The 22695-nt window shown below is 73.6% G+C and carries 14 protein-coding genes, 1 tRNA gene, 1 pseudogene and 1 riboswitch; of the genes and pseudogenes, 7 read left to right on the forward strand and 9 right to left on the reverse strand.

Annotated features, from left to right (window positions below):
- Both ACFCV8_RS26115 and ACFCV8_RS26120 read right to left on the reverse strand, forming a co-directional pair.
- A pseudogene (locus tag ACFCV8_RS26115) lies at positions 1-237 on the reverse strand (heme-binding protein); the annotation flags it as partial.
- 210 nt (positions 238-447) lie between these two features.
- Positions 448-870, reverse strand: a complete 423-nt coding sequence (locus ACFCV8_RS26120; protein ID WP_376687882.1) for an SHOCT domain-containing protein — start codon at positions 868-870, stop codon at positions 448-450.
- A 159-nt stretch (positions 871-1029) separates the two neighbouring features.
- On the opposite strand from ACFCV8_RS26120, the gene ACFCV8_RS26125 reads away from it, so the two are divergent.
- The 4 genes from ACFCV8_RS26125 to ACFCV8_RS26140 all read left to right on the forward strand — a co-directional run bounded on the left by ACFCV8_RS26125 (position 1030) and on the right by ACFCV8_RS26140 (position 5181).
- Positions 1030-1103: transfer RNA gene (locus tag ACFCV8_RS26125), tRNA-Met, on the forward strand.
- A 177-nt stretch (positions 1104-1280) separates the two neighbouring features.
- Positions 1281-2441: a PP2C family protein-serine/threonine phosphatase gene (locus ACFCV8_RS26130; protein WP_376687883.1), complete on the forward strand. Its 1161-nt coding sequence runs from the start codon at positions 1281-1283 to the stop codon at positions 2439-2441.
- A gap of 245 nt (positions 2442-2686) precedes the next feature.
- A riboswitch (cyclic di-AMP (ydaO/yuaA leader) is annotated at positions 2687-2839 on the forward strand.
- Between the two features lie 11 nt (positions 2840-2850).
- Entirely contained in the window at positions 2851-4008 is a 1158-nt protein-coding gene (locus ACFCV8_RS26135; protein WP_376687884.1) for a M23 family metallopeptidase, read from the forward strand.
- Between the two features lie 228 nt (positions 4009-4236).
- Positions 4237-5181, forward strand: coding sequence for an aldo/keto reductase (locus tag ACFCV8_RS26140; RefSeq protein WP_376687885.1), 945 nt, complete (start codon positions 4237-4239; stop codon positions 5179-5181).
- 1 nt (position 5182) lies between these two features.
- Here ACFCV8_RS26140 and ACFCV8_RS26145 read toward each other — a convergent pair whose 3' ends face one another.
- The 4 genes from ACFCV8_RS26145 to ACFCV8_RS26160 all read right to left on the reverse strand — a co-directional run bounded on the left by ACFCV8_RS26145 (position 5183) and on the right by ACFCV8_RS26160 (position 10963).
- A complete protein-coding gene (locus tag ACFCV8_RS26145; RefSeq protein WP_376687894.1) occupies positions 5183-6751 on the reverse strand; it encodes a PrsW family glutamic-type intramembrane protease in 1569 nt (522 codons plus the stop codon).
- 122 nt (positions 6752-6873) lie between these two features.
- Positions 6874-7785 (reverse strand): tRNA (guanosine(46)-N7)-methyltransferase TrmB, encoded by a 912-nt coding sequence (gene trmB / locus ACFCV8_RS26150; RefSeq protein WP_376687895.1) that lies wholly within the window; start codon positions 7783-7785, stop codon positions 6874-6876.
- A gap of 139 nt (positions 7786-7924) precedes the next feature.
- Positions 7925-9181, reverse strand: coding sequence for an L-2-hydroxyglutarate oxidase (lhgO, locus tag ACFCV8_RS26155; RefSeq protein ID WP_376687886.1), 1257 nt, complete (start codon positions 9179-9181; stop codon positions 7925-7927).
- Between the two features lie 81 nt (positions 9182-9262).
- Entirely contained in the window at positions 9263-10963 is a 1701-nt protein-coding gene (locus ACFCV8_RS26160) for a sporulation protein (protein ID WP_376687887.1), read from the reverse strand.
- A gap of 1273 nt (positions 10964-12236) precedes the next feature.
- Between ACFCV8_RS26160 and ACFCV8_RS26165 the strand changes: the two genes are divergently transcribed.
- Positions 12237-14348, forward strand: a complete 2112-nt coding sequence (locus tag ACFCV8_RS26165) for an asparagine synthase-related protein (RefSeq protein ID WP_376687888.1) — start codon at positions 12237-12239, stop codon at positions 14346-14348.
- A 64-nt stretch (positions 14349-14412) separates the two neighbouring features.
- Here the strand turns inward: ACFCV8_RS26165 and ACFCV8_RS26170 are convergent, their stop codons facing one another.
- Entirely contained in the window at positions 14413-16425 is a 2013-nt protein-coding gene (locus tag ACFCV8_RS26170; protein ID WP_376687889.1) for a sigma-70 family RNA polymerase sigma factor, read from the reverse strand.
- A 568-nt stretch (positions 16426-16993) separates the two neighbouring features.
- Positions 16994-17872, reverse strand: coding sequence for a TetR/AcrR family transcriptional regulator (locus ACFCV8_RS26175; protein ID WP_376687890.1), 879 nt, complete (start codon positions 17870-17872; stop codon positions 16994-16996).
- A 339-nt stretch (positions 17873-18211) separates the two neighbouring features.
- Here ACFCV8_RS26175 and ACFCV8_RS26180 point away from each other — a divergent pair, with 339 nt between their 5' ends.
- Together ACFCV8_RS26180 and ACFCV8_RS26185 are read left to right on the forward strand one after the other, a co-directional pair.
- Positions 18212-19672, forward strand: a complete 1461-nt coding sequence (locus ACFCV8_RS26180) for an NAD(P)/FAD-dependent oxidoreductase (RefSeq protein ID WP_376687891.1) — start codon at positions 18212-18214, stop codon at positions 19670-19672.
- Between the two features lie 187 nt (positions 19673-19859).
- The gene (locus tag ACFCV8_RS26185) at positions 19860-21596 is read left to right on the forward strand and encodes a SpoIIE family protein phosphatase (protein WP_376687892.1); all 1737 of its coding nucleotides are present in this window, start codon (positions 19860-19862) and stop codon (positions 21594-21596) included.
- A gap of 31 nt (positions 21597-21627) precedes the next feature.
- Here the strand turns inward: ACFCV8_RS26185 and ACFCV8_RS26190 are convergent.
- Positions 21628-22695 (reverse strand): MFS transporter (locus tag ACFCV8_RS26190; protein ID WP_376687893.1); only part of this gene is annotated, 1068 nt, incomplete at its 5' end.

Raw genomic sequence — 22695 nt, forward strand, 5'->3', positions numbered from 1 at the left:
GACCCGCTGGTTCTCCTTCTTCGCCGCGTCGAGGGTCGCCTGGGCGGCCTTGGTGGCGGCGGCCAGCGTCAGGTGGGTGCTCTGCTGGAGGTTGCGGTTCTTGGCGTCGGCCTTCACCGCGGCGGCGGGTGCGGCGGCCGGGGTGGACGCGCTGGCGGAGGCGACTCCGACGGTACCGGCGATGGCGGCGGCGGCGACACCGGTCAGGACACGGGCGCGCAGCGACAGCTTCTTCATGGTGAACGACTCCTCGGGTTCGGCCGGGCGGTTCGGGGATTTCCGCGTTCCCGCTCCGCCGTCCATCCTCGGGTCGCGTCCGGCCCGTCCCGGTCGACCTGCGGGCTCCCTTCCGGGCCCTCGACGGACGACGGCCGGGTCCACCGATCGGATGATGCGGTCGCCGTGTCCGTGACCGTCGCTCAGGGTGTCCGTGTGCTGCGGCGCCGCTCAGACCAGGAGCTTCGCCTTCGCCCGCTGGTACTCCTCGTCCGTGAGCGCGCCCCGGTCACGGAGATCGGCGAGCTTCGCCAGGTCGTCGGCGTGGCTGCTCCGCTGGGCGCCGGTCCCGCCCGTACCGCTGTCGGGCGAGTTGGCCGCCTCGCGTACGTACGACTTGAAGGCGGCCTCGCGGTCCTGGGCGTCCTTGACCTCGCGCTTGGCCATGGAATCGCCCCGGAAGATCACGTACAGCAGTACGCCGATGTAGGGCAGCAGCAGGGAGAGGATCAGCCAGCCCCCCTTGCCCCAGCCGCCCAGGTCGTGGCTGCGGAAGATGTCCGTGATGACCTTGAACAGCAGGAACAGCCACATGATCCAGAGGAAGAACACCAGCATGGTCCAGAAGAGGTTGAGCATGGGGTAGTCGTCCACGGATCTCTCCTCGGCCGACGCGCGTTCTGCGCGGTGATGAACAGGGGTAAACCAGTCATATCACCGCATATATGTGTGCGCCTCTTGCCTGTGCGATGCCGGTCGATGGCCCGGGTGGTCAGAAGCGCGTCCGGGATGGCGTAGAGTTGGGTTTACCGACGCGGGGTGGAGCAGCTCGGTAGCTCGCTGGGCTCATAACCCAGAGGTCGCAGGTTCAAATCCTGTCCCCGCTACTGAAGGAATCGGGCCCGGTACGCATACAGCGTGCCGGGCCCGATTCGTTTTCCCCGGGGCTGCGCCCGTACCTCCTTCGGCCGACGCGGAGTCGCCGCCCGGTCCCCCTCCGGTGAGGCTGGGGGCGGGGCACGGCGCCGTCCGCGCCCGCGTGCGTACCGGGCAGGAGACCACTGGTGTGGAAGCGGGAGAAGCGGCGCGGCCGGCACGCCGGGGGCGGGGCCCGCGGCCGGAGCTTCGTACGCAAGCTGCCCGCGCTGATGATCCTCGGCGGGGTGCTCTTCGACGGGCTCACCCCGGAGACCTTCACCGCCATTCCGTTCTTCGTGGCCGCGCCGCTGATCGCCGCCCCGTTCTTCTCGCTCGCCAGTACCGTCCGTACCGCCGTCGCCTCGATGCTGGCGGTCGTCCTGCTGCGGCTGTACAGCAGCACGCTGCCTGAGGTGGTGCCGCTGATCGAACTGCTCACCCTGGCCACCGTCTCGGTCCTCGCGGTCGTGATCAACGGGGTGGTGCGGCGGAGCAACGAGCAGCTGGCCTCCGCGCGGTTCATCGCGGAGACGGCCATGCGCGCGGTGGTGCCCCAGCCGGCCGGCCGGATCGGCGGACTGCAGGTCGCGGCACGGTACGAGGCCGCGCAGGCGGACGAGTACGTCGGCGGCGACCTGTTCGCCGTGGCGGACACCCCGCACGGGGTGCGGATGGTGGTCGGGGACGTACGGGGCAAGGGGCTGGGGGCCGTGGAGACGGTGGCCGTGGTCATCGGGGCGTTCCGCGAGGCGGCCGAACAGGAGTCGTCCCTGGCGGAGGTGGCGGGACGGCTGGAGCGGGCGCTGTCCCGGGAGGAGGCGCGACGGGGCGGGCTCGACGTGCTCGAAGGCTTCATCACCGCCGTACTGGCCGAGATCCCGGCCGGACTGTCCCGCGTACGGATCGTCAACCGCGGGCATCCCGAACCGATTCTGCTGCACCCGGACGGGGCGCTGGAGGTGCTGCGGCCCTCGGTGCCCGCGCTGCCGCTCGGCATGGGGCTGGGTACGTGGCAGGAGCGGACGGACGAGTGGGAGCTGCCGGACGGGGCGACGCTGCTCCTCTACACGGACGGCCTCTCCGAGGCCCGGAACGCCGAAGGGGTCTTCTACGACCCGGCGGCCCGGCTGAGCGGGCGGATCTTCCCCGGGCCGGAGGAGCTGCTCTCCGCGCTGACCGACGACGTGCGCCTGCACACCGGTGGCGAGACGACCGACGACATGGCGCTGCTCGCGGTGGTGCGTCCCGCGCAGGGGCAGCCGGACCGGCGACGGACCGTGCCGATCGTGGGCGCGGACAAGGAATGAGCGGCCCCAAAGGCGATACCACGGTGTGTAGTCGAAGGGCGCCGCTCCGCATAACATTTGACATAACGTCAGAAACGAGTTGACGGCTGAGCGGCGATCAAGTGGCCCTGTTTATACATATATGCCCGGTAAAGTCCAGGCCAAAGACGTGAACGATCAGTGGGAACAGCTTGGAATGAAGCCCCGGTGTCTATTAACGTTCGATAACGCAGCGCGGTCGTCCCAGCCGTCGTCAAGGGCGGCGCCGCGCGCGAGCGCCGAATCCCGCAAGGGAACCGGGGAACCACCTACATGGGGTGAATCGGGCGCCTGTGCCTCGTGAGAGGCGGAGGAGTCCGTAGGAGACCTTCCTGCTCCGAACCCGTCAGCTAACCCGGTAGGCGAGAAGGAAGGAAAGGAGTGCGCCCCCGTGGCGTCCAACAAGCCTGCCCCCGAAGCCCCTTCATGGTTCCACGGCGATCACGGTGATCTCGGTACTGGTCACGGCACCGGCCATGGGGCCGACCGCACCGCCGAGTTCGCCACTGCCGACCACACCGCCGCGTTCGCCACCGACTTCCGTTCCGACGCGGGCAACGCCGAGGCCGAGCGCGGCTGGAGCGAGTGGAACCCCACGGAGGAGACGGTCCGCCCGGTGCGCGGCAGGCACCGTGTCGCCAAGCAGCGCACGGGACTCGCCCGCAGCTCCACGGTCCTGGGTGTCGGCGTCATAGCGGCGGTCGGCGCGGGCGGCATCGCCACCGCGCAGGGCAAGCCCCCGGTCTCCATCTCGGTGCCCGACGCGATCTCGGACAACCTCCCGGACGCCAAGTCCCTGCCCGGCGTGGGCTCCCTGTTCGCCGGCGAGTCCGAGGCCGACCAGGCCGCCGCCGCCACCGCCGCCGCCCCGCTCACCACCGCGGGCATCACCACCGCCGAGGCCGAGCAGGGCACCACGGACGCCGGTGAAGCACTGCGCGCCCGCATCCTCCAGCAGGCCGAGCAGCAGCAGGACGCGGCCGCCGCCGAGGCCAAGGCCGCCGAGGAGAAGGCCGCCGCGGAGAAGGCGGCCGCCGAGGCGAAGAAGCAGCAGGACGCGGCCGAGGCCAAGGCCGCCGCCGAGAAGAAGAAGGCGGAGGAAGAGGCCAAGAAGAAGGCGGAGGCCGTACGGCTCGCCAAGCTCGCCGCCAGCTACTCCCTCCCGACCTTCTCGTACACGATCACCTCGACCTACGGCCAGGCCGGTTCGATGTGGTCCTCCGGCCACCACACCGGCCTCGACTTCGCCGCTCCGACCGGTACCCCGATCAAGGCCGTCCACAGCGGCACGATCACCTCGGCGGGCCTGGCCGGTTCGTACGGCTACCGCACGGTGCTGAAGCTGGATGACGGTACGGAGGTGTGGTTCTGCCACCAGTCCTCGATCGGCGTCAGCGTGGGCCAGAAGGTCACCACCGGCGAGGTCATCGGCCGGGTCGGCGCGACCGGCAACGTGACCGGCCCGCATCTCCACCTGGAAGTCCACTCCGCCGACGGTTCGGGCATCGACCCGATGGCCTGGTTCCAGAGCAAGGGCCTCACCCCCTGAGCCGTCCCGCCGGCACCACTGCCTGAGCCGGTCCCCGAATCGCTCGCCCGGCCGGTTTCCCGGCCCGTGAACCCCGGCAGCCCTGACGCTCCCCCCGACGTCAGGGCTGCCGGCTCTGTTCCGGGCGGCCTCCGCCCCGGCGGAAGGGGCGGACGGGGCGCCGGGCGGAACAGCGGGCCCGCCCGGAATCGCGGAATAGCGGGCTCGCCGGGATTCGTTGATCCACTCATGACTTCTCTACGCCCGCTGGGCTCCTCGAGTCTCCAGGTCTTCCCGCTCGCACTCGGTGGCAACGTCTTCGGCTGGACGGCCGACGAGGCGCAGTCGTTCGCAGTGCTGGACGCGTACACCGCGGCCGGGGGCAACTTCGTCGACACCGCCGACGGCTACTCCGCCTGGGTTCCGGGCAACAAGGGCGGGGAATCGGAGACGGTGATCGGGAAGTGGCTCGCCTCCCGATCCGACCGCGACGACCTCGTCATCGCCACCAAGGTCTCCACCCACCCCGATTACAAGGGGCTCTCCCCGGCCAACATCAAGGCCGCGGCCGAGGCGTCGCTGCGCAGGCTCGGAACCGACCGCATCGATCTCTACTACACGCACTTCGACGACGAGTCCGTCCCCGTGGAGGAGATCATCACGGCCCTGGACGAGCTGGTGAAGGAGGGCAAGGTCCGGGAGATCGCCGCCTCCAACATCAGCCCCGAGCGGCTCCAGGCCTCGCTGGACTTCTCGGAGCGCGAGGGGCTGGCCCGCTACGTCGCCCTCCAGCCGCACTACAACCTGGTCTCCCGCGACACGTACGAGGGCGGGCTCCAGGACACGGCCGCCCGTGCCGGACTGGCCGCCGTGCCGTACTTCGCCCTCGCCTCCGGCTTCCTCACCGGCAAGTACCGCCCGGGCGTCGAGGTGGAGAGCGCGCGGGCCGGCAGAGTGACGCAGTACCGGGACTCGGAGCGGGGGCAGAAGGTCCTGGCGGCGCTGGACAAGGTGGCCGCGGCCCACGACGCGCAGGTCGCGACCGTCGCGCTGGCCTGGCTGGCCTCCCGGCCGACCGTGGCCGCGCCGATCGCCTCGGCCCGTACGGTCGAGCAGCTGCCCGCGCTGGTGGCCGTCGCCGACCTCTCGCTGACCGAGCAGGAGCTGGCCGAGCTCACCGAGGCGTCCGCCTGACCTATGGCGTGTGCCGCGGATGCGGGTCGTACGGCGGCTGGTACGCGTTGTACTGCTGCGGGTACGGCCCGTACCGCGGGTACGCGGTGTACGACGGGCCGTGCGGGTACGCGGCGGACCGGGCGTACGGGCCCGGCTGTTGCGCGTGCGGTCCCGCGTACGGGCCGGGCTGTTGCGCGTACGGGTACGGGCCCGGCTGGGCGTACTGCGCGTGGGGCGGGAACGGCGGCTGGCGGTGGGGGCGCAGCCGGCCCGTCGCCTGCGCCGCGTGGGCGAGGGCCGGGGCGGCCACCTCCCGGCGCTGCCACAGGTGGTGCAGCAGCTCCAGCTCCCGTTCGGCGAAGTCCGGGCCCGCCTCCCCGCGGCGGGCCCGCAGCCGCAGCGAGGCCAGCGCCGTCGCGAAGGACTCGTACTCCGCGACGGCGTGGGCGGCCGCCTTGCCCTCCGCCTTCGCCGCCGCGCTCCCCCCGGCCGCGACCGTGCGCCAGTGACGGGCCATGTCGCGGGCCATGCCGCGGGCCCGCATCGAGGCGAGCGCGAGCGGCTCCGCAGGGGTGAGCCAGCCGGCCGCCGCGTAGGCGGGCAGCTCGGCACAGAGCGTACGGAGCTTCCGGTAGCGCGACGAGATCGCCAGCCAGGTCACCAGACCGAAGACCGGGACCATGAACACCCCGTACACCGCGTAGAAACCCAGCGGGCTGAAGACCGCCGACCCGTTCCACAGCGCGTGCATGCCCATCGCGAGGACGAGCCCGAGCAGCGGCAGCAGGACCCGGCGGAGCTTCTGGCCGCGCGGGCTCGCCGCGGCGAGCCCGAAGCCTATGCCGGTCAGCGACGTGAAGAGCGGGTGCGCGAACGGCGACAGGACCGCCCGCACGAAGAACGTCGCGGCCGTCATCGCCGGGACGCCCGAGTGACCGATCTGCTGGTCCTCGCCGAAGGCGTTGCCGAGGTACAGGATGTTCTCGGTGAAGGCGAAGCCGCTCGCGGTGAGCCCCGCGATCACGATGCCGTCGACGATCCCGGTGAACTGCCGTCTTCGGAACAGGAAGATCAGCAGGACCGCGGCGGCCTTGGCGCTCTCCTCGACGAACGGGGCTATCACCGTCGCCCCGAGGGTGTCGGCGTTCGACGGATCGGCGGTGGTCGTGGCTATCCACCGGGTCGCGAACGAATTCGCCAGGATCGCGACCAGGGCGGCGGCGAACGCTCCCCAGGCGAAGGCGAACAGCAGACTCCGCCAGGGACTCGGCTCGACCCGGTCCAGCCAGCGGAACGCGGTCATCAGCAGTGGCACGGGCAGCACGGCGAGCCCGAGGCCGACGAGGAAGCCCTGCGTGCCCGTCTGGTCGCGGACCAGGGCCAGGATCGCCAGACCGCAGAGCGCGAGGACCGTGAACACGGCCGCGATACGGAAGGCCCGGCTGCGCCACACCAGGCCGACCCGGCGCGGCCGGTACCGCCAGCGCCCGCGCTCCGGCACGGCAGCCAGGATCTCGCCGACCCGCTGCTCCTCGAGGAGCGGGACGGCGGGCTGAGACTGTCGCTGTTCTGCAGACCCGTCGGACACCACCCGACGACCCTAACCATCGGCACTGACACCTGACCACGGGGCGACCGGACATACCGGCGCCCCGGGACGGGCCGGACACGGGGCCGGACGCGGTATCGGTCGAGGTGTCGGTCGAGGGCTCAGACGCGGGCGAAGAGCAGGTCGTGCACCACGTGGCCCTTGTCGAGGCCCTGCCCCTCGAACCGGGTCAGCGGCCGGAACGCGGGCCGGGGGGCGTATCCGCCGTCCGCCGCGGTGTTCTCGAAGCGGGGGTGAGCGGTCAGCACCTCCAGCATCTGCTCGGCGTACGGCTCCCAGTCGGTCGCGCAGTGGAGCACCGCGCCCGGCTTCAGCCGCCCGGCCACCAGGTCCAGGAACTCCGGCTGGATCAGCCGTCGCTTGTGGTGCCGCTTCTTGGGCCACGGGTCGGGGAAGTACACCCGCAGCCCGTCCAGCGCGTCCGGTGCGAGCATCTCGCGCAGCAGGATGATCGCGTCACCGTTGGCCACCCGGATGTTGGTCAGGCCGTTCCGTTCGGCGAGGCCGAGCAGATTGCCCTGGCCGGGGGTGTGCACGTCCACGGCGAGGATGCCGGTGCCCGGGTCGGCGGCGGCCATCTGCGCGGTGGCCTCGCCCATGCCGAAGCCGATCTCCAGCACGACCGGGAGCCCGTCGAACATCTCGGGCAGGTCGAGGACGCGCCGGCCGTCGATGTCCAGGCCCCACGTGGGCCAGAGCCGCAGCAGAGCGTCCTGCTGGCCGGGCGTCACCCGGCTGCGGCGCGGCTGGAAGCTGCGGATGCGGCGCTCGTGGTGCGAACCGGCCGGGTCGATGGCGGGTCCGCCCGGGAAGCGCGACTCCTGGCGCAGCCTGCGCTGCCGCTCGAAGGAGGCCTCCCGCAGGTCGTCCGGAATCCCGGCGGTGGACGGTCCGGCCCCGGGCGCCGGGACGGAATCGGGCGCCGAAGAGGATCCGGGCGCCGAAGACGCTTCGGAAGCCGGAGCGGATTCGGGCGTCGGAGCGGAGCCGGAAGCCGAAGCGGAATCCGGCACCGCAGCGGGGCCGGGCGCCGAGGCCGAATCCGACGCGGAAGCGGACGCCGGGCCGGAAGCGGACGCAGGGCCGTTCGCCGGGCCGTTCGCCGACGGGGCGGGGGCGTTCTCGGCGAGGCCCTCGGAGGGGTTCATGGGCTCAGACACAATGCCCCGATTCTACGGGGGGCGGCCTCCACCCCGTCTCCCGTGCCCGGAGCAGCGCCCTGCGTGCCACCTCCCGCCCGATGGGCAGTGAGGCCGTCGCGGCGGGCGACGGAGCGTTCAGCACATGGACGGTGTGCGGGGCCTCGCGGATCAGGAAATCGTCGACCAGGGTGCCGTCGCGCAGCACGGCCTGGGCCCTGACCCCGGCCGGGGCCGGTCTCAGATCGGCCTCCGTCACCTCGGGCAGCAGCCGTCGCACGGCCTGGGTGAACGCGTGCTTCGACAGCGAGCGGCGTACCTCGCCCGCCCCGTACCGCCAGTGTCTGCGGGCGATCCGCCAGGTGCCGGGCCAGGCCAGGGTGTCCGCCAGCTCGCGCGGGCGCACCACCGGCCAGCCGTACCCCTCGCGGGCCAGCGCGGGCACCGCGTTCGGCCCGACGTGCACGTGGCCGTCGTGGCCCCGGGTCAGGTGGACGCCGAGGAACGGGAAGGCCGGATCGGGCACCGGATAGACCAGGCCGCGCACCAGCTCCGGCCGCGCCAGCTCGTAGTACTCCCCCCGGAAGGGCACGATCCGCACCCCCGGCTCGTCGCCCGCCAGCCGTGCGACGAGGTCGGAGTGCAGTCCCGCGCAGTTGACCAGCACCCGGGCCCGCACCACCGTGCCGTCCGCCGTGCACACCGCCACGCCCCAGGGGCGGCGGTCTATCGCGACGACCTCCGCCCCGTAACGGATCTCGCCGCCGGAGCCGCTCACCTCGGCGGCGAACCGGGCCGCGACCGCCCCGAAGTCGCACACCCCGGTCGAGCCGACCCGGATCGCGGCAAGGCCGCTCACCTGCGGCTCGTACTCCGTGATCTGCGCGGGGCCCAGCTCGCGCACCGGCAGCCCGTGGAGCCGGCCGCGCTGGACCAGGGCGTGCAGCCGGGGCAGCTCGGACCGCTCGGTCGCCACGATGAGCTTGCCGGTCACCGCGTGCGCGATGCCGTGCTCGGCGCAGAAGTCGACCATTTCGGCGGCACCGCGCACCGCGTACCGCGCCTTGAGCGAACCCGGGGGGTAGTAGATGCCGCTGTGGATCACTCCGCTGTTGTGCCCCGTCTGGTGCCGGGCCGGGCCGGACTCCTTCTCCAGGACCGTCACACGGGTGCCCGGCGCGGTGCGCGAGAGCGCGTACGCCGTCGACAGGCCGACGATCCCGCCGCCGATCACCAGCACGTCGCAGTCGTACGCCGCGTGCGTCATCACCGCACCACCTCCCACCCCGATAGTGCACTGACCCACTGACAACGCCGTCAAACCGGAGGGACCCCGTACGGTGCCGGATTTTTACGCGGGCGTCATCAGAAGCGGCCTCGCCCGCTCGCGCAGCTCGGCGACGCGCGGCTCGTGCCCGTACGGTTCGAGCCGGTGCAGCAGGTCCCGTACGTACTCGGTGGTCCGCGCGGACGAGATGCGGCCCGCCACTTCCACCGCCCGGGTGCCCGCGGCGCAGGCCGCGTCCAGATTGCCGGACTCCAGCTCGGCCACGGCCGACACCACCAGCCGCAGCCCGTGCGAGCGGACGAACTCCTCGGTGGGCCGGGAGAGCGCCTGCTCGGTGAAGCGCTTCACCTGCCGGGGGGCCTTCAGGTCGAGGTGGCACTCCGCGGCGTCGGCAGCGAACCTGTCGTACGAGTAGAAGCCCAGCCAGGACGGGTCGCCGTCGCCCTCCCTGGAGCGCTCCAGCCAGCTCTCGGCGGCCGTCAGCGCGGAGCCCGCGGCGGCGGCGTCGTTGGCCTTGGCGTGGGCACGGGCCTCGACCAGGCGGAAGAAGCTCATGGTGCGGGCCGTGGCGAGGCCGCGGTTGCGCTCGACGGCGGCCTGCGCGAGGTCGACGCCCTCGTCGGCGAAGCCGCGGTAGGTCGCCTGCAGGGACATCGAGGCCAGGACATAGCCGCCCAGGGGCACGTCGGCGGCGGCCCGCGCCAGCCTGAGCGCCTGGATGTAGTAGCGCTGGGCGGCCTCCTGCTGGCCGGTGTCGAAGGCCATCCACCCGGCGAGCCGGGTCAGCTCGGCGGCCGCGCCGAAGAGGGCCCGGCCCACCTCGTCGCTGTACGAGCCGAGCAGCAGGGGCGCGGCATCGACTCTTAAGCACTCGGGGACCATGGAGGAACGCCAGTCCCCGCCGCCGTACTTGGAGTCCCAGCGGCGGGCGTCCTGGGCGGCCTCGCGCAGCTTGGAGACATCGCTGTGGCCGACCCGCAGCGGGGAGACGTCGTTGGGGGTGCTGGGCGTGCTGGGCGTGCTGGTGGCGGCGTTGGCGGTCGGGGGCGTGGTGTCCGGGCGGGGCTGGGCGGGGATCGACGGCGTCTGCCGGGTGGCGGCCAGGGCACCCAGTGCGCCGAGCGCCGCCCGGTCCGCCTGGGCGGTCAGCGCGGCCGGGGAGCCGGGGCGCGGCCGTGGCCCGGGGGCCGGCCCGGTGCCCCGGGGCGAGGGCGCCGGGGCACCCGTACCGCCGCGTGCGCCCTGTGCGCCCTTGGCGTCGGGGATGGTGGCCGAGGCTGCCGTCGCGTCCCGCTCCACCGTCGCGTCGGCGGGGCATATCAGCCAGCGGGACGCGGGCGTCGCGTAGGCGCTCACCGAGAAGGAGCCCGCGAGGGACTGCCAGATCCCGCCGCCGCCCGCCCGCCGCCCGGCCAGATCCAGCCGGTACAGCTCGGTCGCCGAACGGACCGCCTCGGCGACATCGCGCGGGAAGGCCAGCCCGACCTCCGGCGCCGGATCGGCGTCCGCGAGCCCGATTTCGTGCAGCGGCACCGGCCGGCCCAGCTTGGCGCCGATCGCGGCGGCGATGAGATGGGGCGCGGCGCCCTGCGGCACCATGCCCTTGGAGACCCACCGGGCCACCGAGGTCTTGTCGTAACGAAGTGTCAGACCGCGCTGCGCCCCGAGGTCGTTGACCCGCCGGGCGAGTCCGGCGTTGCTGATTCCCGCGAGGGCGAGAACGGTACCGAGCTTCTCGTTCGGCCCTCGTTGCTCCCTGGACATGCGCCACCCCTCGACACACAGACGGCCGCCGTGTCGCCGTTGCGGCGCGCGGCATTCGTACCGGGTCCTCCCCCGGAGGCCTCCCGGTCGCCCCGGCCGCACACGCATGTGGCCGGGCCCCGGTGAATATGCCTCCTGCAGAGCACCTCAGTGAACCCAGCGTAGTTCGCCGCATCCCTACCGTTAAGGGGCAGACGTCCGTATGGCGGGATTGTTGTCGCTGCCGCCACGGGTGGCACCGGGGGCGCGGATCGGGCGCCGTACGGGGGGAGTTCGGGTGGCGTGCGGGTTGTGTCCGGGGAGCGCCCGGGGCCCGGTCCGGACCGTGGCCGACGGCGCACGGGAACACCGTTCGGCGAGGTCGTGCGGGTGTGGTGCCGGTGCCGCGCGGGGCGTCCGGCATGTGCTCCTGGTGTGTGGCCGTGCGCCCGGCCGTGCGCTCTCGTCCGGCGGTTTCGGAGGGGATTCCATGGGTGCTGCGTGGGTCGGCCCACTGCACCTGACTCAGTGGGCTGGGGGATACTGCCGCCTCATTCCCCGCAGGCGGCGGACCGGTCCGGGAGGCGGACGACGCCTCCCGGACTGTGCGTGGGCGGCTTCGCCGGAGATCGTCCGGGGCCGCCGGAGGGCGTCGTCGGACACGCGTGAGGCACCGGGCCGCTTCGCGGAACGAAGCGGTACGAAAAGGGGCGTCCGGTGCGGCGAGTTCGCCTTCACGGAGTTGCGGGACGCGTTGAGATTGGCTGAATGTCGCCGGTTGCCCGACGTGGGGATGCCGGGGGCGCGGACATTCCGGCGACGGTCGGGCGGTCGTCCTCCGGCGGTACGTGGACGGCTTGCGGATGACCGGATTCCGTCCGGCGCGTCCGGCGTGGAGGGGGCGCGCGAGGGGCGCGCGAGGGGTGTTTGTGAGGTGTGGGCGAGGTGCGGGCGGAGTGTCCGAGGGGGCTGCGGGCGATCGTGGCCATGCCCGCCGGGCTCGGGTTCGGCGCGTGGGGCTCTCGGGGTGCGGGGTTCGGGCGTGGACGTGGGGTTCGGGCGGCCGTACTCGTACGTGTGAGAGTGCCGGTACCCGTCCGGGTTCCGGGGCCGCCGGGCCGGCCGGGGTGCCGGGGCCTTTGCCAGGGGCGCATGCCCGTCCGACGTGCGCCCCGCGCAGCCCCTCCTGTGCGCCGTTGTCGTGGCAGCATGTTCGCAACGGCGCCGCGCGTTAACGGAGTTCGCCCGATAGTGCCCCGACGCGCCGTTTTGTCCACAGCCTGTGGAGGCGGCGATGCGTTGGTTGGTGGGGTGGAGCAGTATCGCCGCGAGCTTCGGCACGGCCGGCGCGGTCGGCCCCCGCGACGAGGGTCGCACGATGCACCCCGTGGGCTCCCAGCTCCTGTGGGGGGACCCGGACCCGCTCTGGGCCGTGGGCGACTGGCGCCCCGACGAGATCCGGCAGACCTCGGTCGAGACCACGCAGGGCGCGCCCACCGCCCGGATGGCCGTCCTCGGCTGCTGCAGCGCCACCGACGAACAGCTGCGCGCCGGACTCCTCGCCGCCCGCGGCGGGGCGCTGCGCCACCTCACCTCCTGGCCCGGCAGCTACACGACCGTCGTCCAGATAGGCCGCCGGATCACCGTCATCGGCGACCTCGCCGGAGCCCGCCCCGTCTTCTACACCCCCTGGGCGGGCGGCACCGCGTACGCCACCGCAGCCCTTCCGCTGGCCGACCTCATAGAGGCCCAGCTCGACATCGGCCACCTGGCCGCCCTCCTCGCCTGCCCCGAGACGCCGGAGGCGCTGCGCGACGGCACCCCGTACGCCGGGGTGAAGCGCATCCCGCCGGGCCACGCGCTGATCCTCCGCGAGGGCTCGCGCGAGATCACCGGCTACGAGGCGGTGGCCTCCCTCGCCGTGGCCGCACCCGAGACCGACCCGGTCAGCGCCGTCGACGGGGTGCGCGACGCCCTGGTCGAAGCCGTACGCGCCCGGCTGCTCGCCCCGCGCCACGCCCCCGAGACCCTGCCGCCCGACCCCGGCCCGGTCCCCGGCATGGGCCCCGCCGACCGACGCGCCGCCCGCGGCGCTCCGGTCCCCGGCATCGGCGCCGACCTCTCCGGAGGCAGCGCCTCCGCCACCCTCGCCCTGCTCGCCGCCGGGCTCCCGGGCCTCCCCGGCACCCTTCTCGGCCACGGCACCGGGGCGGGGGAGCGACTCCTCGCCGTCACCCTCAACGACCTCACCGCGCACGGGCACGAGGACGAGCTGGAGCGGGCCCGGGTCATCGCCGCCGACCCGCGCCTGCACCATGTGGTCGTCGCCGCCGGTGAGGAGGCCCTGCCCTACGCCGACCTCGGCGGCGGCCCGCTCACCGACGAACCCGCTCCCTCGCTCGTCGTCGCCGAACGCCACCGCAGGCGCCTCGCGTCCGGCAGCGCCGACCACTTCGTCGGCGGCGGCGCCCGGCAGGTCCTCGACGCCCACCCGGCCCGCCTGGCCGACCTGCTGATGGACCGCCGCCGACGCCACCTGCTGCGCCCGGTTGCCGCGCTCGCCAGGGCGGAGGGGCCGAACGCGCAATCCCTGTTCGTCCCGTTCACCGTCTACCGCGCGGCCCGCCGCCTGTCCCGTACGTCGTACCGCACCGGCCTGGAAGCGGCGGCCGGCCGGCTCCCGGACGCCAACCGGAACGCCCCCGCCCTCGACACCCCCGCCGAGGCCTCGCTGAACGCCCTCGCCTGGTCGCGGCCCGGACCCGCCGCGCGCTGGCTCACCGGGGAGGCGCTCGCCGAGGTCGCGGTCCGGCTCCAGGACGCGGCCGTCCGGCCCGTCTCCGTGCAGCGCCCCGGCGACGCCCGGGCCAGGGCGGTCCTGGCCCGGTACGCCGCCGACCACCGCATCCTGGAGCAGGCCGCCGAGAACCGCAGCCAGCGGCTGCACGCCCCGTTCCTCGACAACCAGGTCGTACGCGCCGCCCGCGCGCTCCCCGAATCGCTCCGGGTCCAGCCGGGCGCCCGTGCCGCGGTCCTGCGCCGGGTGCTGGCCGGTGCGGGCATCCACGACCTGCCCTCCGGCTGGGGCGCACCCTCCCACGCCACGACGGACGCGACCGCCCGCACCGGACTGCGCACCGCCCTGCCGGAGTTGATCGCCCTCTTCGACGCCCCGCTGCTCGCCGACGCGGGCCTGGTCGAGGCCCGCGTCGTGCGCAAGGCGCTGCGCGCGGCCGCCGACGGCGCGCCGCTCCCGCTGGACGGCCTCGCCCACCTCGCCTCCACGGAGCTGTGGCTGCGCCGTCTGGTGGCACGCCGCGGCACGTGCTGGACGGGTACGGCGGCGCCCCGTCAGCGCGCGGTCGCCGGAGGCGTCGTACCGGCCAGGCGGACGCTCCGGGCATAGGGTCCCCGCTGCCGTTGCCGTTGCCGCTGCCGTCGGAGCGGACCCGGCCCGCCCCGCCCCGCTCTCAGCGGCAACTGATGGTGGACTCCGCCCAGTCGGCCAGCGCCACCGAGCCGCCGGGCCCGGCGGGCTCGACGACCAGCCGGATGCTCGTGCGGCCTTCGATGCCGACGCTCACGGGTACGGCGGGGTCGTCGCCGTTCAGCACCGGGGACTGCCACAGCCGCGTCCCGTTCCCGTCGAGGACCGAGAAGCGCACGGAGCCGAACCCCAGCGTCAGGTCGTCGACCCCGGCCATCGCCTCGTACCGCGTGCACTGCCGGTTCAGCTGGATGGTGACCGAGGAACTGGCGCCGACGGTCACCCCGTGCGCGTAGGCCGTGCCGCCGATCGACACCCGGGAGCGCTGCCAGAGCCAGCTGCTCTCGCCCACCACCACCTCGGGTTCGGTGTGGTCGCCCAGGAGGGAGTACCGCAGCTCGTTGACCTGGTAGACGGTCGGCGGGGTCGGGGTCGGCGTGGGGGTCGGCTTCGGCGCGGGGGGCGTCGGAGTCGGGGTGGGCGTGGGCTTCGGCGGCGGGGTCGGGGTCGGCGTGGGCGTGGGGGTCGGCTTCGACCGGGGCGGTGGCGCGGGTGCCGGGGGAGCGGGGGTGGCGGGCTTCGGCGTAGGCGGCTCGGGGCTGGGCGTGGGCGTGGGCGAGGCGGGCGCCGGGGGCGCCACGGCGGCCGGCTTCACCGGACGCTCGGCCACGGGCTCGGGCCGGCCGTTCCCGGTCATCGCCCAGACCAGTCCGGCCGTGGCGGCCACCGCGACCGCCGCCGCGATACCGGCCTTCGCCGGGAGGCCGAGCCCCTCCGAGGCGGCTGCGCCACCGGCCGCGCCCCCACCGGAGCTGCCGCCGGAGGCAGCCGCGGCGGCGCCCGCACCCGCGGCGCCCACCGCACCACCGGCGGCGACCCCGGCGGCCTTGAGCGCGTACCCGGCGGCGAACCAGCCGATGACCGCGACCGGCAGCAGCGCGGGAATCCCGGCGTTGACATGGGCCAGCTCGCCCGCGGCGAGCCGGCACTTCGCGCACTCCTCCAGATGACCCCGCAGCCCGCGCTCGGCCCGCATGCGCAGCCCGCCCCGGGCGTACGCGCCGAGCCGGTCCGCGTACCGCGCGCAGTCGCCGCCCGAGGTGAGCGAACGGCTCACATGAGCCTGGAGGTACGCCTGTTTGAGGCCTTCACGGGCCCGACTGGCCAGCACCGACGTGGCGTTGGCGGTCAGCCCGAAGAGCGGGGCGATCTCGCTGGGCGACTCCTCCTCGACGGTGGTGTGCCACAGCACGGCCTGCCAGCGCTCCGGGAGACTGCGGAACGCCTGCATCGCCATGGACTGTTCGGCCTCGTGCATCGCCAGCACATCGGCCCCGAGGTCGAGCGTGTCCGCGTCCGAAAGCTGGGCGGACTGGGTCGCCTGAGCGGCGAACACCGCGAAGTCGTCGACCAGTTGCTCCCGCTTGGCGGTCTTGGTCCAGGCGGCACCGACATGCCGGACGGCCGTCATGAGGTAGGCCCGTACCGCCTCCTCGGGGCCCTTGCCGCGGCGTACCGCCTGCAACGTACGGGCGAAGACCTCGGCCGTCAGGTCGTCGGCGGTGTGGGCGTCCCGGCAACAGCTGCGCGCGTAGCGCCGCACCGCGTCGGAGTGGCGCCGGAACAGCTCCTCGTACGCGTGGTCGTCGCCGCCGCGCATCCGCCGGATCAGCTCGGCGTCGGACGGAGCGCCGGTGACGGACTCGGGGCTGCCGCCCTCCCGCTGCATCGGCACCGAGGCCTCGGCCCCGGCGGCTTCGGCCCTGGTCCTGGACCCGGCCACGCCCCCTGATTCCGTCCTCGCGCCCGCCCCCGTGCCGGCCGACGTCGACCAGGGGCCCGGCAGTACGGTGCTGCCCCCGGCATCACCGCCGGAGCGTCCGGGGCCGCCCTGGCTCGGCACCTGGCGGGCGGTGGCCGACCCGTCGACTCCCACGGCACCGTCCACGGCGGAGACGTCGTCGAACGACTCTTCCTGCTGCCCGTCACCGCTCATCGCGGTAGCCCCCGTATGCGCTGTCGGACCCGAACATCGGGCAAGAGTGCCACATGGCGCAATCACGACGGACACTCAGCCCTCGCAACCACTCATCCGGGGCGTTTTTCCGAATGCGAGTACTAAAGGCCATTCATTTGGGGAAAGCTGGATGATCTCCATTTCGCGTGTACGAGCCATGTGGACGAGCTGCGCCGACGGGCCGTACGGGCAGGCGCGGAGCGGCCATTCGAAAGCGCCGGGCACGCGGGCCGGACGGTTGGGGCGGACGGCCGGAGGTGATGGGGGCATGGGGCGGAACCTTGAACGGGACACCGCCGAATCGGGCCACATCCCCCACCGCAACACCAGCTGCCGAGCCGACCGTCACGCCCGGTGCCGAGCCGACCGTCACGCCGGTCGCCGAACCACCGGCGCACCCGGAACACCGAGCCCGCCATGGCGCCCGGCGCCGAGCACCGCGACCGCCACCGAGCCCGGCCCCGGACCCACCACCGAGCCCGGCCCCGGACCCGCCCCACCCCACCCCACCCGGGGCGTCGCCGTGCACGGCGACGCCCCGGACCGCTCAGGCGGCCGGGCGGGAGCGCAGCCCTTCCAGCAGGATGTCCAGCAACCGGCTCGAAGCGGCGGCCTGCTGCGCCGCGTCGGGCAGCGAGGGCGCCGCCGTCGCTATCACCAGCAGCACATCGGCGACCGTCACGTCACGGCGCAGCTCACCGGCCGCCCGCGCCCGGTCCACCAGCCGGCCGACCACCTCCAGCAGCTCACCGGCGCCCGTGCCGTCGTCCTCGACACCGCTCTCCGCGGCGGACCGCTCCTCGGCCGACGGCTGCTCGGCACCCTGCCGCTGCTGCGGCACCCGGGCCTCGTCCCGTCCGCCGCCCGCCACCGCACCCGGCACGGCCGCCGGCTCCCCGGCCACCGCCGGGTCATCGCCCTCGGCCTCGACGCCGACCCGCAGGACCTGCGGCGGCAGCAGCCGCCCCGCGCCCGAGGCCACCGACGTACGCAGGAAGCGCGACAGCGCCGACCAGGGCTCTTCCTCCTGGCCGAGCGCGCTGCGGGCCTGGTCCGTCAGCCGGGAGGTCTCCTCCTCGGCTATCCGCCGGACCAGCACGTCCTTGCTCGGGAACCGCCGGTACACCGTGCCGACGCCGACCCTGGCGCGACGCGCCACGTCCTCCATCGGAGCCCCGTAACCCAGCTCGCCGAAGACCTCGCGGGCGGCACGCAGGACGTGCTCCAGATTGCGCTGCGCGTCCACCCGCAGCGGAGCCGTACGACTGCTCGCCCCGGCCGTCGCGCCGTTCACTCCGACCGTGGCGGACGAGCCCGGCTGTGCCGGCGCACCGGCCGTGGCCACCGATCCGTTACGCCCCGCCGAATCGGACGAATGGGACGGAACGGCAGTAGCGGTCGGCCAATGAGATTCCTGAATATGCATAACTTTTCCCCCGGTTATGACGTCTCCCCCCGGAGACTTCCCGCCGTTTGAGCCGGGGAGTGGATCATCGTCCCAACCGACACCCCGACGACACACGAACATAGTTGAGCCCGGCTCAATTCAGAAGAGGGTAGTTCCGCACGGAGCGCCCCCCGATCGGCGCAAGGACCGGTTGGTCACTGATTCGTCCCCCGCACCGGCCGTCCGTCCCGACCTCTGACCTGCGTGGCTTGTCCATTCCCGCCGGTCCGCGACGCAACCGCCCACCGAGAACCTCCAGTCACACAATTTGCCGGGGCTGTGGACAAACCCCTGTGCACGTTGCGTCATGGGGTGGTGATGGCTTCAGATTCCGGGGGAACACCCCTCGGCCCCCCGCCGGGTGTGCGCATTCTCGTCGTCGGCGGGGGCTACGTCGGGATGTACACAGCGCTGCGCCTCCAGCGGAAGCTGAAGCCGAAGCTCAGAAGGGGTGAGGCCGAGATCGTCGTCGTCACTCCCGAGCCCTACATGACGTACCAGCCGTTCCTGCCCGAGGCGGCCGCCGGGTCGATCTCACCGCGCCATGTCGTGGTGCCGCTCCGCCGGATCCTCGCGCACTGCACCATCGTGATCGGCGAGGTGCGGGCCGTCGACCACGCCAGGCGCACCGCGACCGTCACCACCCTCGCCACGGCCGAGGACGGCACCGGCGCCGTGGGGATCCCGTACGACGAACTCGTCCTCGCTCCCGGTTCCGTCTCGCGCACCCTCCCCGTCCCCGGCCTCGCCGACCACGGCATCGGCTTCAAGACGGTCGAGGAGGCCATCGGCCTGCGCAACCACGTCATCGAGCAGATGGACATCGCCTCCGCCACCCGCGACCCCGCCATCCGCGACGCCGCGCTCACCTTCGTCTTCGTGGGCGGCGGATACGCGGGCGTCGAGGCCCTCGCCGAGCTGGAGGACATGGCCCGCTACACCGCGCGGTACTACCACAACATCAAGGCCGAGGACCTGAAGTGGATCCTCGTCGAGGCGTCCGGCCGCATCCTCCCCGAGGTCGGCGAGGAACTGGGCGTCTACGCGATCCGCGAGCTGCGCGGCCGCAACATCGACGTACGCCTCGACACCCGCCTGGAGTCCTGCGAGGACCGGATCGCCGTTCTCAGCGACGGCTCCCGCTTCCCGACCCGCACCCTGGTGTGGACCGCGGGCGTCAAACCCGCGCCCCTCCTCGCAGCCACCGGCCTTCCGCTCGACGAACGCGGCAGGCTCCGCTGCACCGCGCAGCTCGCCGTCGAGGGAACCGCGCACGCCTGGTCCGCCGGGGACGCCGCCGCCGTACCCGACCTGACCGCCGCGCAGCCCGGCAGCCCGACCGCCCCCAACGCCCAGCACGCGGTACGCCAGGCCAAGGTCCTCGCCGGGAACATCCTCGCCTCGCTCGCCGGGGAACCCCTCCAGGAGTACCGGCACAGCAACGCCGGCTCCGTCGCCTCGCTCGGCCTGCACAAGGGCGTCGCCCATGTCTACGGCCGCAAGGTGAAGGGCTTCCCGGCCTGGTGGATGCACCGGACGTACCACCTCAGCCGCGTCCCGACGTTCAACCGGAAGGCCCGCGTCCTTGCCGAATGGACCCTCGCCGCACTCTTCAAGCGCGAGATCGTCTCCCTCGGCTCGCTGGAGCACCCGCGGGCCGAATTCGAACTCGCCGCGGGCGGCAGGCACCCCGGGCCGGACGGCCCGCCCCACCCGGACGGCCCACCAGGCCCCCGGACCCCCTCCGGACCGGACGGTCCTCCGCACCAAGGTCCCTGACGGGCAGTCGACCCGCCCGTCCACGCGCCGGACGGCGGACCGTACCGACAACTGTCAGTACGGTCCGTCACACTGGACGTGTGACCATAGGTGGGCCCACATCTGCACAGAGTGACCCGGCCGGCAGTGACCGACAGTGAGCATCCCGCGAGAGCGGACCAGACCGACACACGAGGCCAGAAATTCCGTGAACTTCACGCGCTGGAGCGCCCGCCTACCCGGAACGCAGCGCCGCGCCGCCGCACGGGACGACCGCAGTTCCGTGCCCCCGGCCCGCGCCGAGTACGCACGGCCCGAGGCCGGCCCCCGCCCGCCGGACGACGATCTGCACGCGGAGGTCCCCCGGCCGGGCGGCTCCGCCGTGGAGGAGCTCTCCGCCGGGGAGATCCTCGGCCAGCTGCCCGCCCTGGTGGCCCTGGTGTACGGCCCCGACCACCGGATCGCGTACGTCAACGACGCGTACACCGCCGCCTTCGGCCCCCGTCCGACCGGCGCCCCCGCCGCCGAGGCCATGCCGGAGCTCGACGAGCTCAGCCTGTTCCCTCTCATGGACCAGGTCCTGCGCAGCGGCACCCCCCGTACGGTCAAGTCCCGCAAGGTCCGCAACGGCAGCTCGTACACCGTGACCTGCACCCCCGTGCACCGCGACGCGACCGGTGCCGGCGAGGCCCGCGACGGCGGCCCCCGCACACCGCGGCGCACCGGCCGCGACAGGAGCGGCGCCCCGGCGGGCGAACGGGGCGTGCTGGTGTACGCCGCCGACGTCACCGACCACGCCGAGGCGGCCGAGCGGCTGCGCACCAGCGAGCGCCGGCACCGCGAGACGGCCGTCACCCTCCAGCGCTCCCTGCTCCCGCAGGAGCTGGAGCAGCCCGACGACCTCCGGATCGCCGCCACCTACCAGCCCGGCGGCACGGACGCCGCGGTCGGCGGCGACTGGTACGACGTGATCACCCTCGGCGCCGGACGCACCGCCCTGGTCATCGGCGACGTGATGGGGCGCGGGGTGCGGGCCGCCGCCGTCATGGGCCAGCTCCGTACGGCCGTACGCGCCTACGCCCGCCTCGACCTCCCGCCGCACGAGGTGCTCCAGCTGCTGGACGGTCTCGCCGCCGAGATCGACGCCAGCCAGATCGCGACCTGCGCGTACGCGGTCCACGACCCGAACGAGGGGCGGCTCGTCTACTCCTCCGCCGGCCACCTCCCGATCCTGGTGTGCACCGAGGACGGCACGGTCCACCGTGCCGAGGACCCGACCGGGCCGCCGCTCGGCACGGGCGGCTGGATCCACACCTCGGGCACGATTCCGCTGCCGCCCGGCTCCACCGCCGTCCTCTACACGGACGGCCTGGTGGAGCGGCGCAGCGAGGACATCGACGAGGGCGTCGCCGCCCTGGGGCGCGCCCTGTCCGGCGCGAAGGGGTCGCCCCAGGTGGTCTGCGACCGGCTGATCCGCTCCCTCGGGGTCACCGCGGAGCACGACGACGACGTGGCGGTCCTGGTGGTCCAGCACCCCGCCCGCACCGGGGCGAACGCGGAGCTGTTCCACAACGCCTCGCTCGATCTGCTCGGCGGCATCGAGGCGGCCCCGCGCGCCCGCGCCTTCGCCAGCGGGGTGCTGACGTCCTGGCGCTTCCCGGTCGAGCTGTGCGACCTGGGCGTCCTGGCCGCCGGCGAACTCGTGGCGAACTCCCTCAAGCACGGCACTCCGCCGATGCGCCTGGGTCTGCGCCGCACCGACCGCCGCCTGATCATCGAGGTGACCGACGGGGACGACCACCTGCCGCGCCGCCGCCGGGCCGAACCGGCGGACGAATCGGGGCGCGGCATCTCCATCGTCGCGACGATCGCCACGGCCTGGGGCAGCCGGCGCACCCCCGGCGGGGGCAAGGCCGTCTGGTGCGAGTTCGCCCTGCCGCACTGAGGCCCCGTCCGTTCGGACGGGGCCCGGTCGATCAGCGCGCGGCGACAGCCGCCGGAACATCGGCTCCGGCGTCCGGCCGTGACACGGCGACCACCTTGGAGGGCACCGCGGCCAGCGACGGCTGGTCCTGCACGGGGGTGAGCCTGCGGCCGAGCCGCAGCGCCAGCACCGTGATGCCCAGCGAGAACAGCACGAACGTCACGATGTACGGCCCGTGCAGCGTGGCTCCCATCGGCCCGCCCACGGCCGGACCGACGGCCAGCGCGAGCTGCTTGCACAGCGCGAACGCGGAGTTGTACTGCCCGACCATCGACTCCGGCGCCAGATCGGCCACCAGCGGCGCCACGGTCGGCGACAGCATCGCCTCACCGAGTCCGAACAGCGCGTACGTGGAGATCATCGCGGCCGTCGCCATGGTCTGGCTGCCGTGCCCGAGCCCCGCGTACCCCGCCACGATCCAGGCGAACGCCCAGATCAGACCGACCGAAGCGATCACCCGGCTGCGCTTGCGGCGCTCCACGAGCCGCAGCACGACGAACTGCGCGACGACGATGACGGCGGTGTTGGCGGCCAGCGCGATCCCGAGCGTCGACGGCTGGATACCGGCGGCCTCGGTGCCGTACGCCGCGAGCCCGGACTCGAACTGTCCGTAGCAGGCGAAGAACAGCACGAAGCCCAGCACGCACAGCTGCACCATGGCCCGGTGCGAGAGCAGCGCCCGCAGTCCGCCCTGCGCCTTGCCCCCCTCGGAGGGCCTGGCACCGGGGACGGACGCCGTACGCGGCAGCCGCACCGTGACGGCGACGACCCCGAGCACGACGAACATCGCGGCTTCGATGAGGAACAGCAGGGTGAAGGACGCGGGCCGGGCGGTGTCGACGATCTGCCCGCCGACCAGCCCGCCGATGCCGAGCCCGAGGTTCTGCAGGAAGAACTGCATGGCGAAGGCGCGCGTCCGGGTGGCGGTGCTGGAACACCACACCAGCATCGTCGCGAGCGCGGGCTGCATGACCGCCGTACCCGCACCGAGCACCGCGGCCGACAGCACGGCGGCGGTCACCCCCGACGACAACCCGAGCGCCACGGCGCCCACGGCGGT

The organism is Streptomyces sp. NPDC056347, assembly GCF_042262625.1.
GTDB lineage: Bacteria > Actinomycetota > Actinomycetes > Streptomycetales > Streptomycetaceae > Streptomyces.

Coding starts and splice junctions, on each gene's coding strand:
- ACFCV8_RS26180 (WP_376687891.1), top strand. CDS start 18,212: ATGGCTTCAGATTCCGGGGGAACACCCCTCGGCCCCCCGCCGGGTGTG.
- ACFCV8_RS26170 (WP_376687889.1), bottom strand. CDS start 16,425: ATGAGCGGTGACGGGCAGCAGGAAGAGTCGTTCGACGACGTCTCCGCC.
- ACFCV8_RS26175 (WP_376687890.1), bottom strand. CDS start 17,872: ATGCATATTCAGGAATCTCATTGGCCGACCGCTACTGCCGTTCCGTCC.
- ACFCV8_RS26165 (WP_376687888.1), top strand. CDS start 12,237: ATGCGTTGGTTGGTGGGGTGGAGCAGTATCGCCGCGAGCTTCGGCACG.
- ACFCV8_RS26160 (WP_376687887.1), bottom strand. CDS start 10,963: ATGTCCAGGGAGCAACGAGGGCCGAACGAGAAGCTCGGTACCGTTCTC.
- ACFCV8_RS26140 (WP_376687885.1), top strand. CDS start 4,237: ATGACTTCTCTACGCCCGCTGGGCTCCTCGAGTCTCCAGGTCTTCCCG.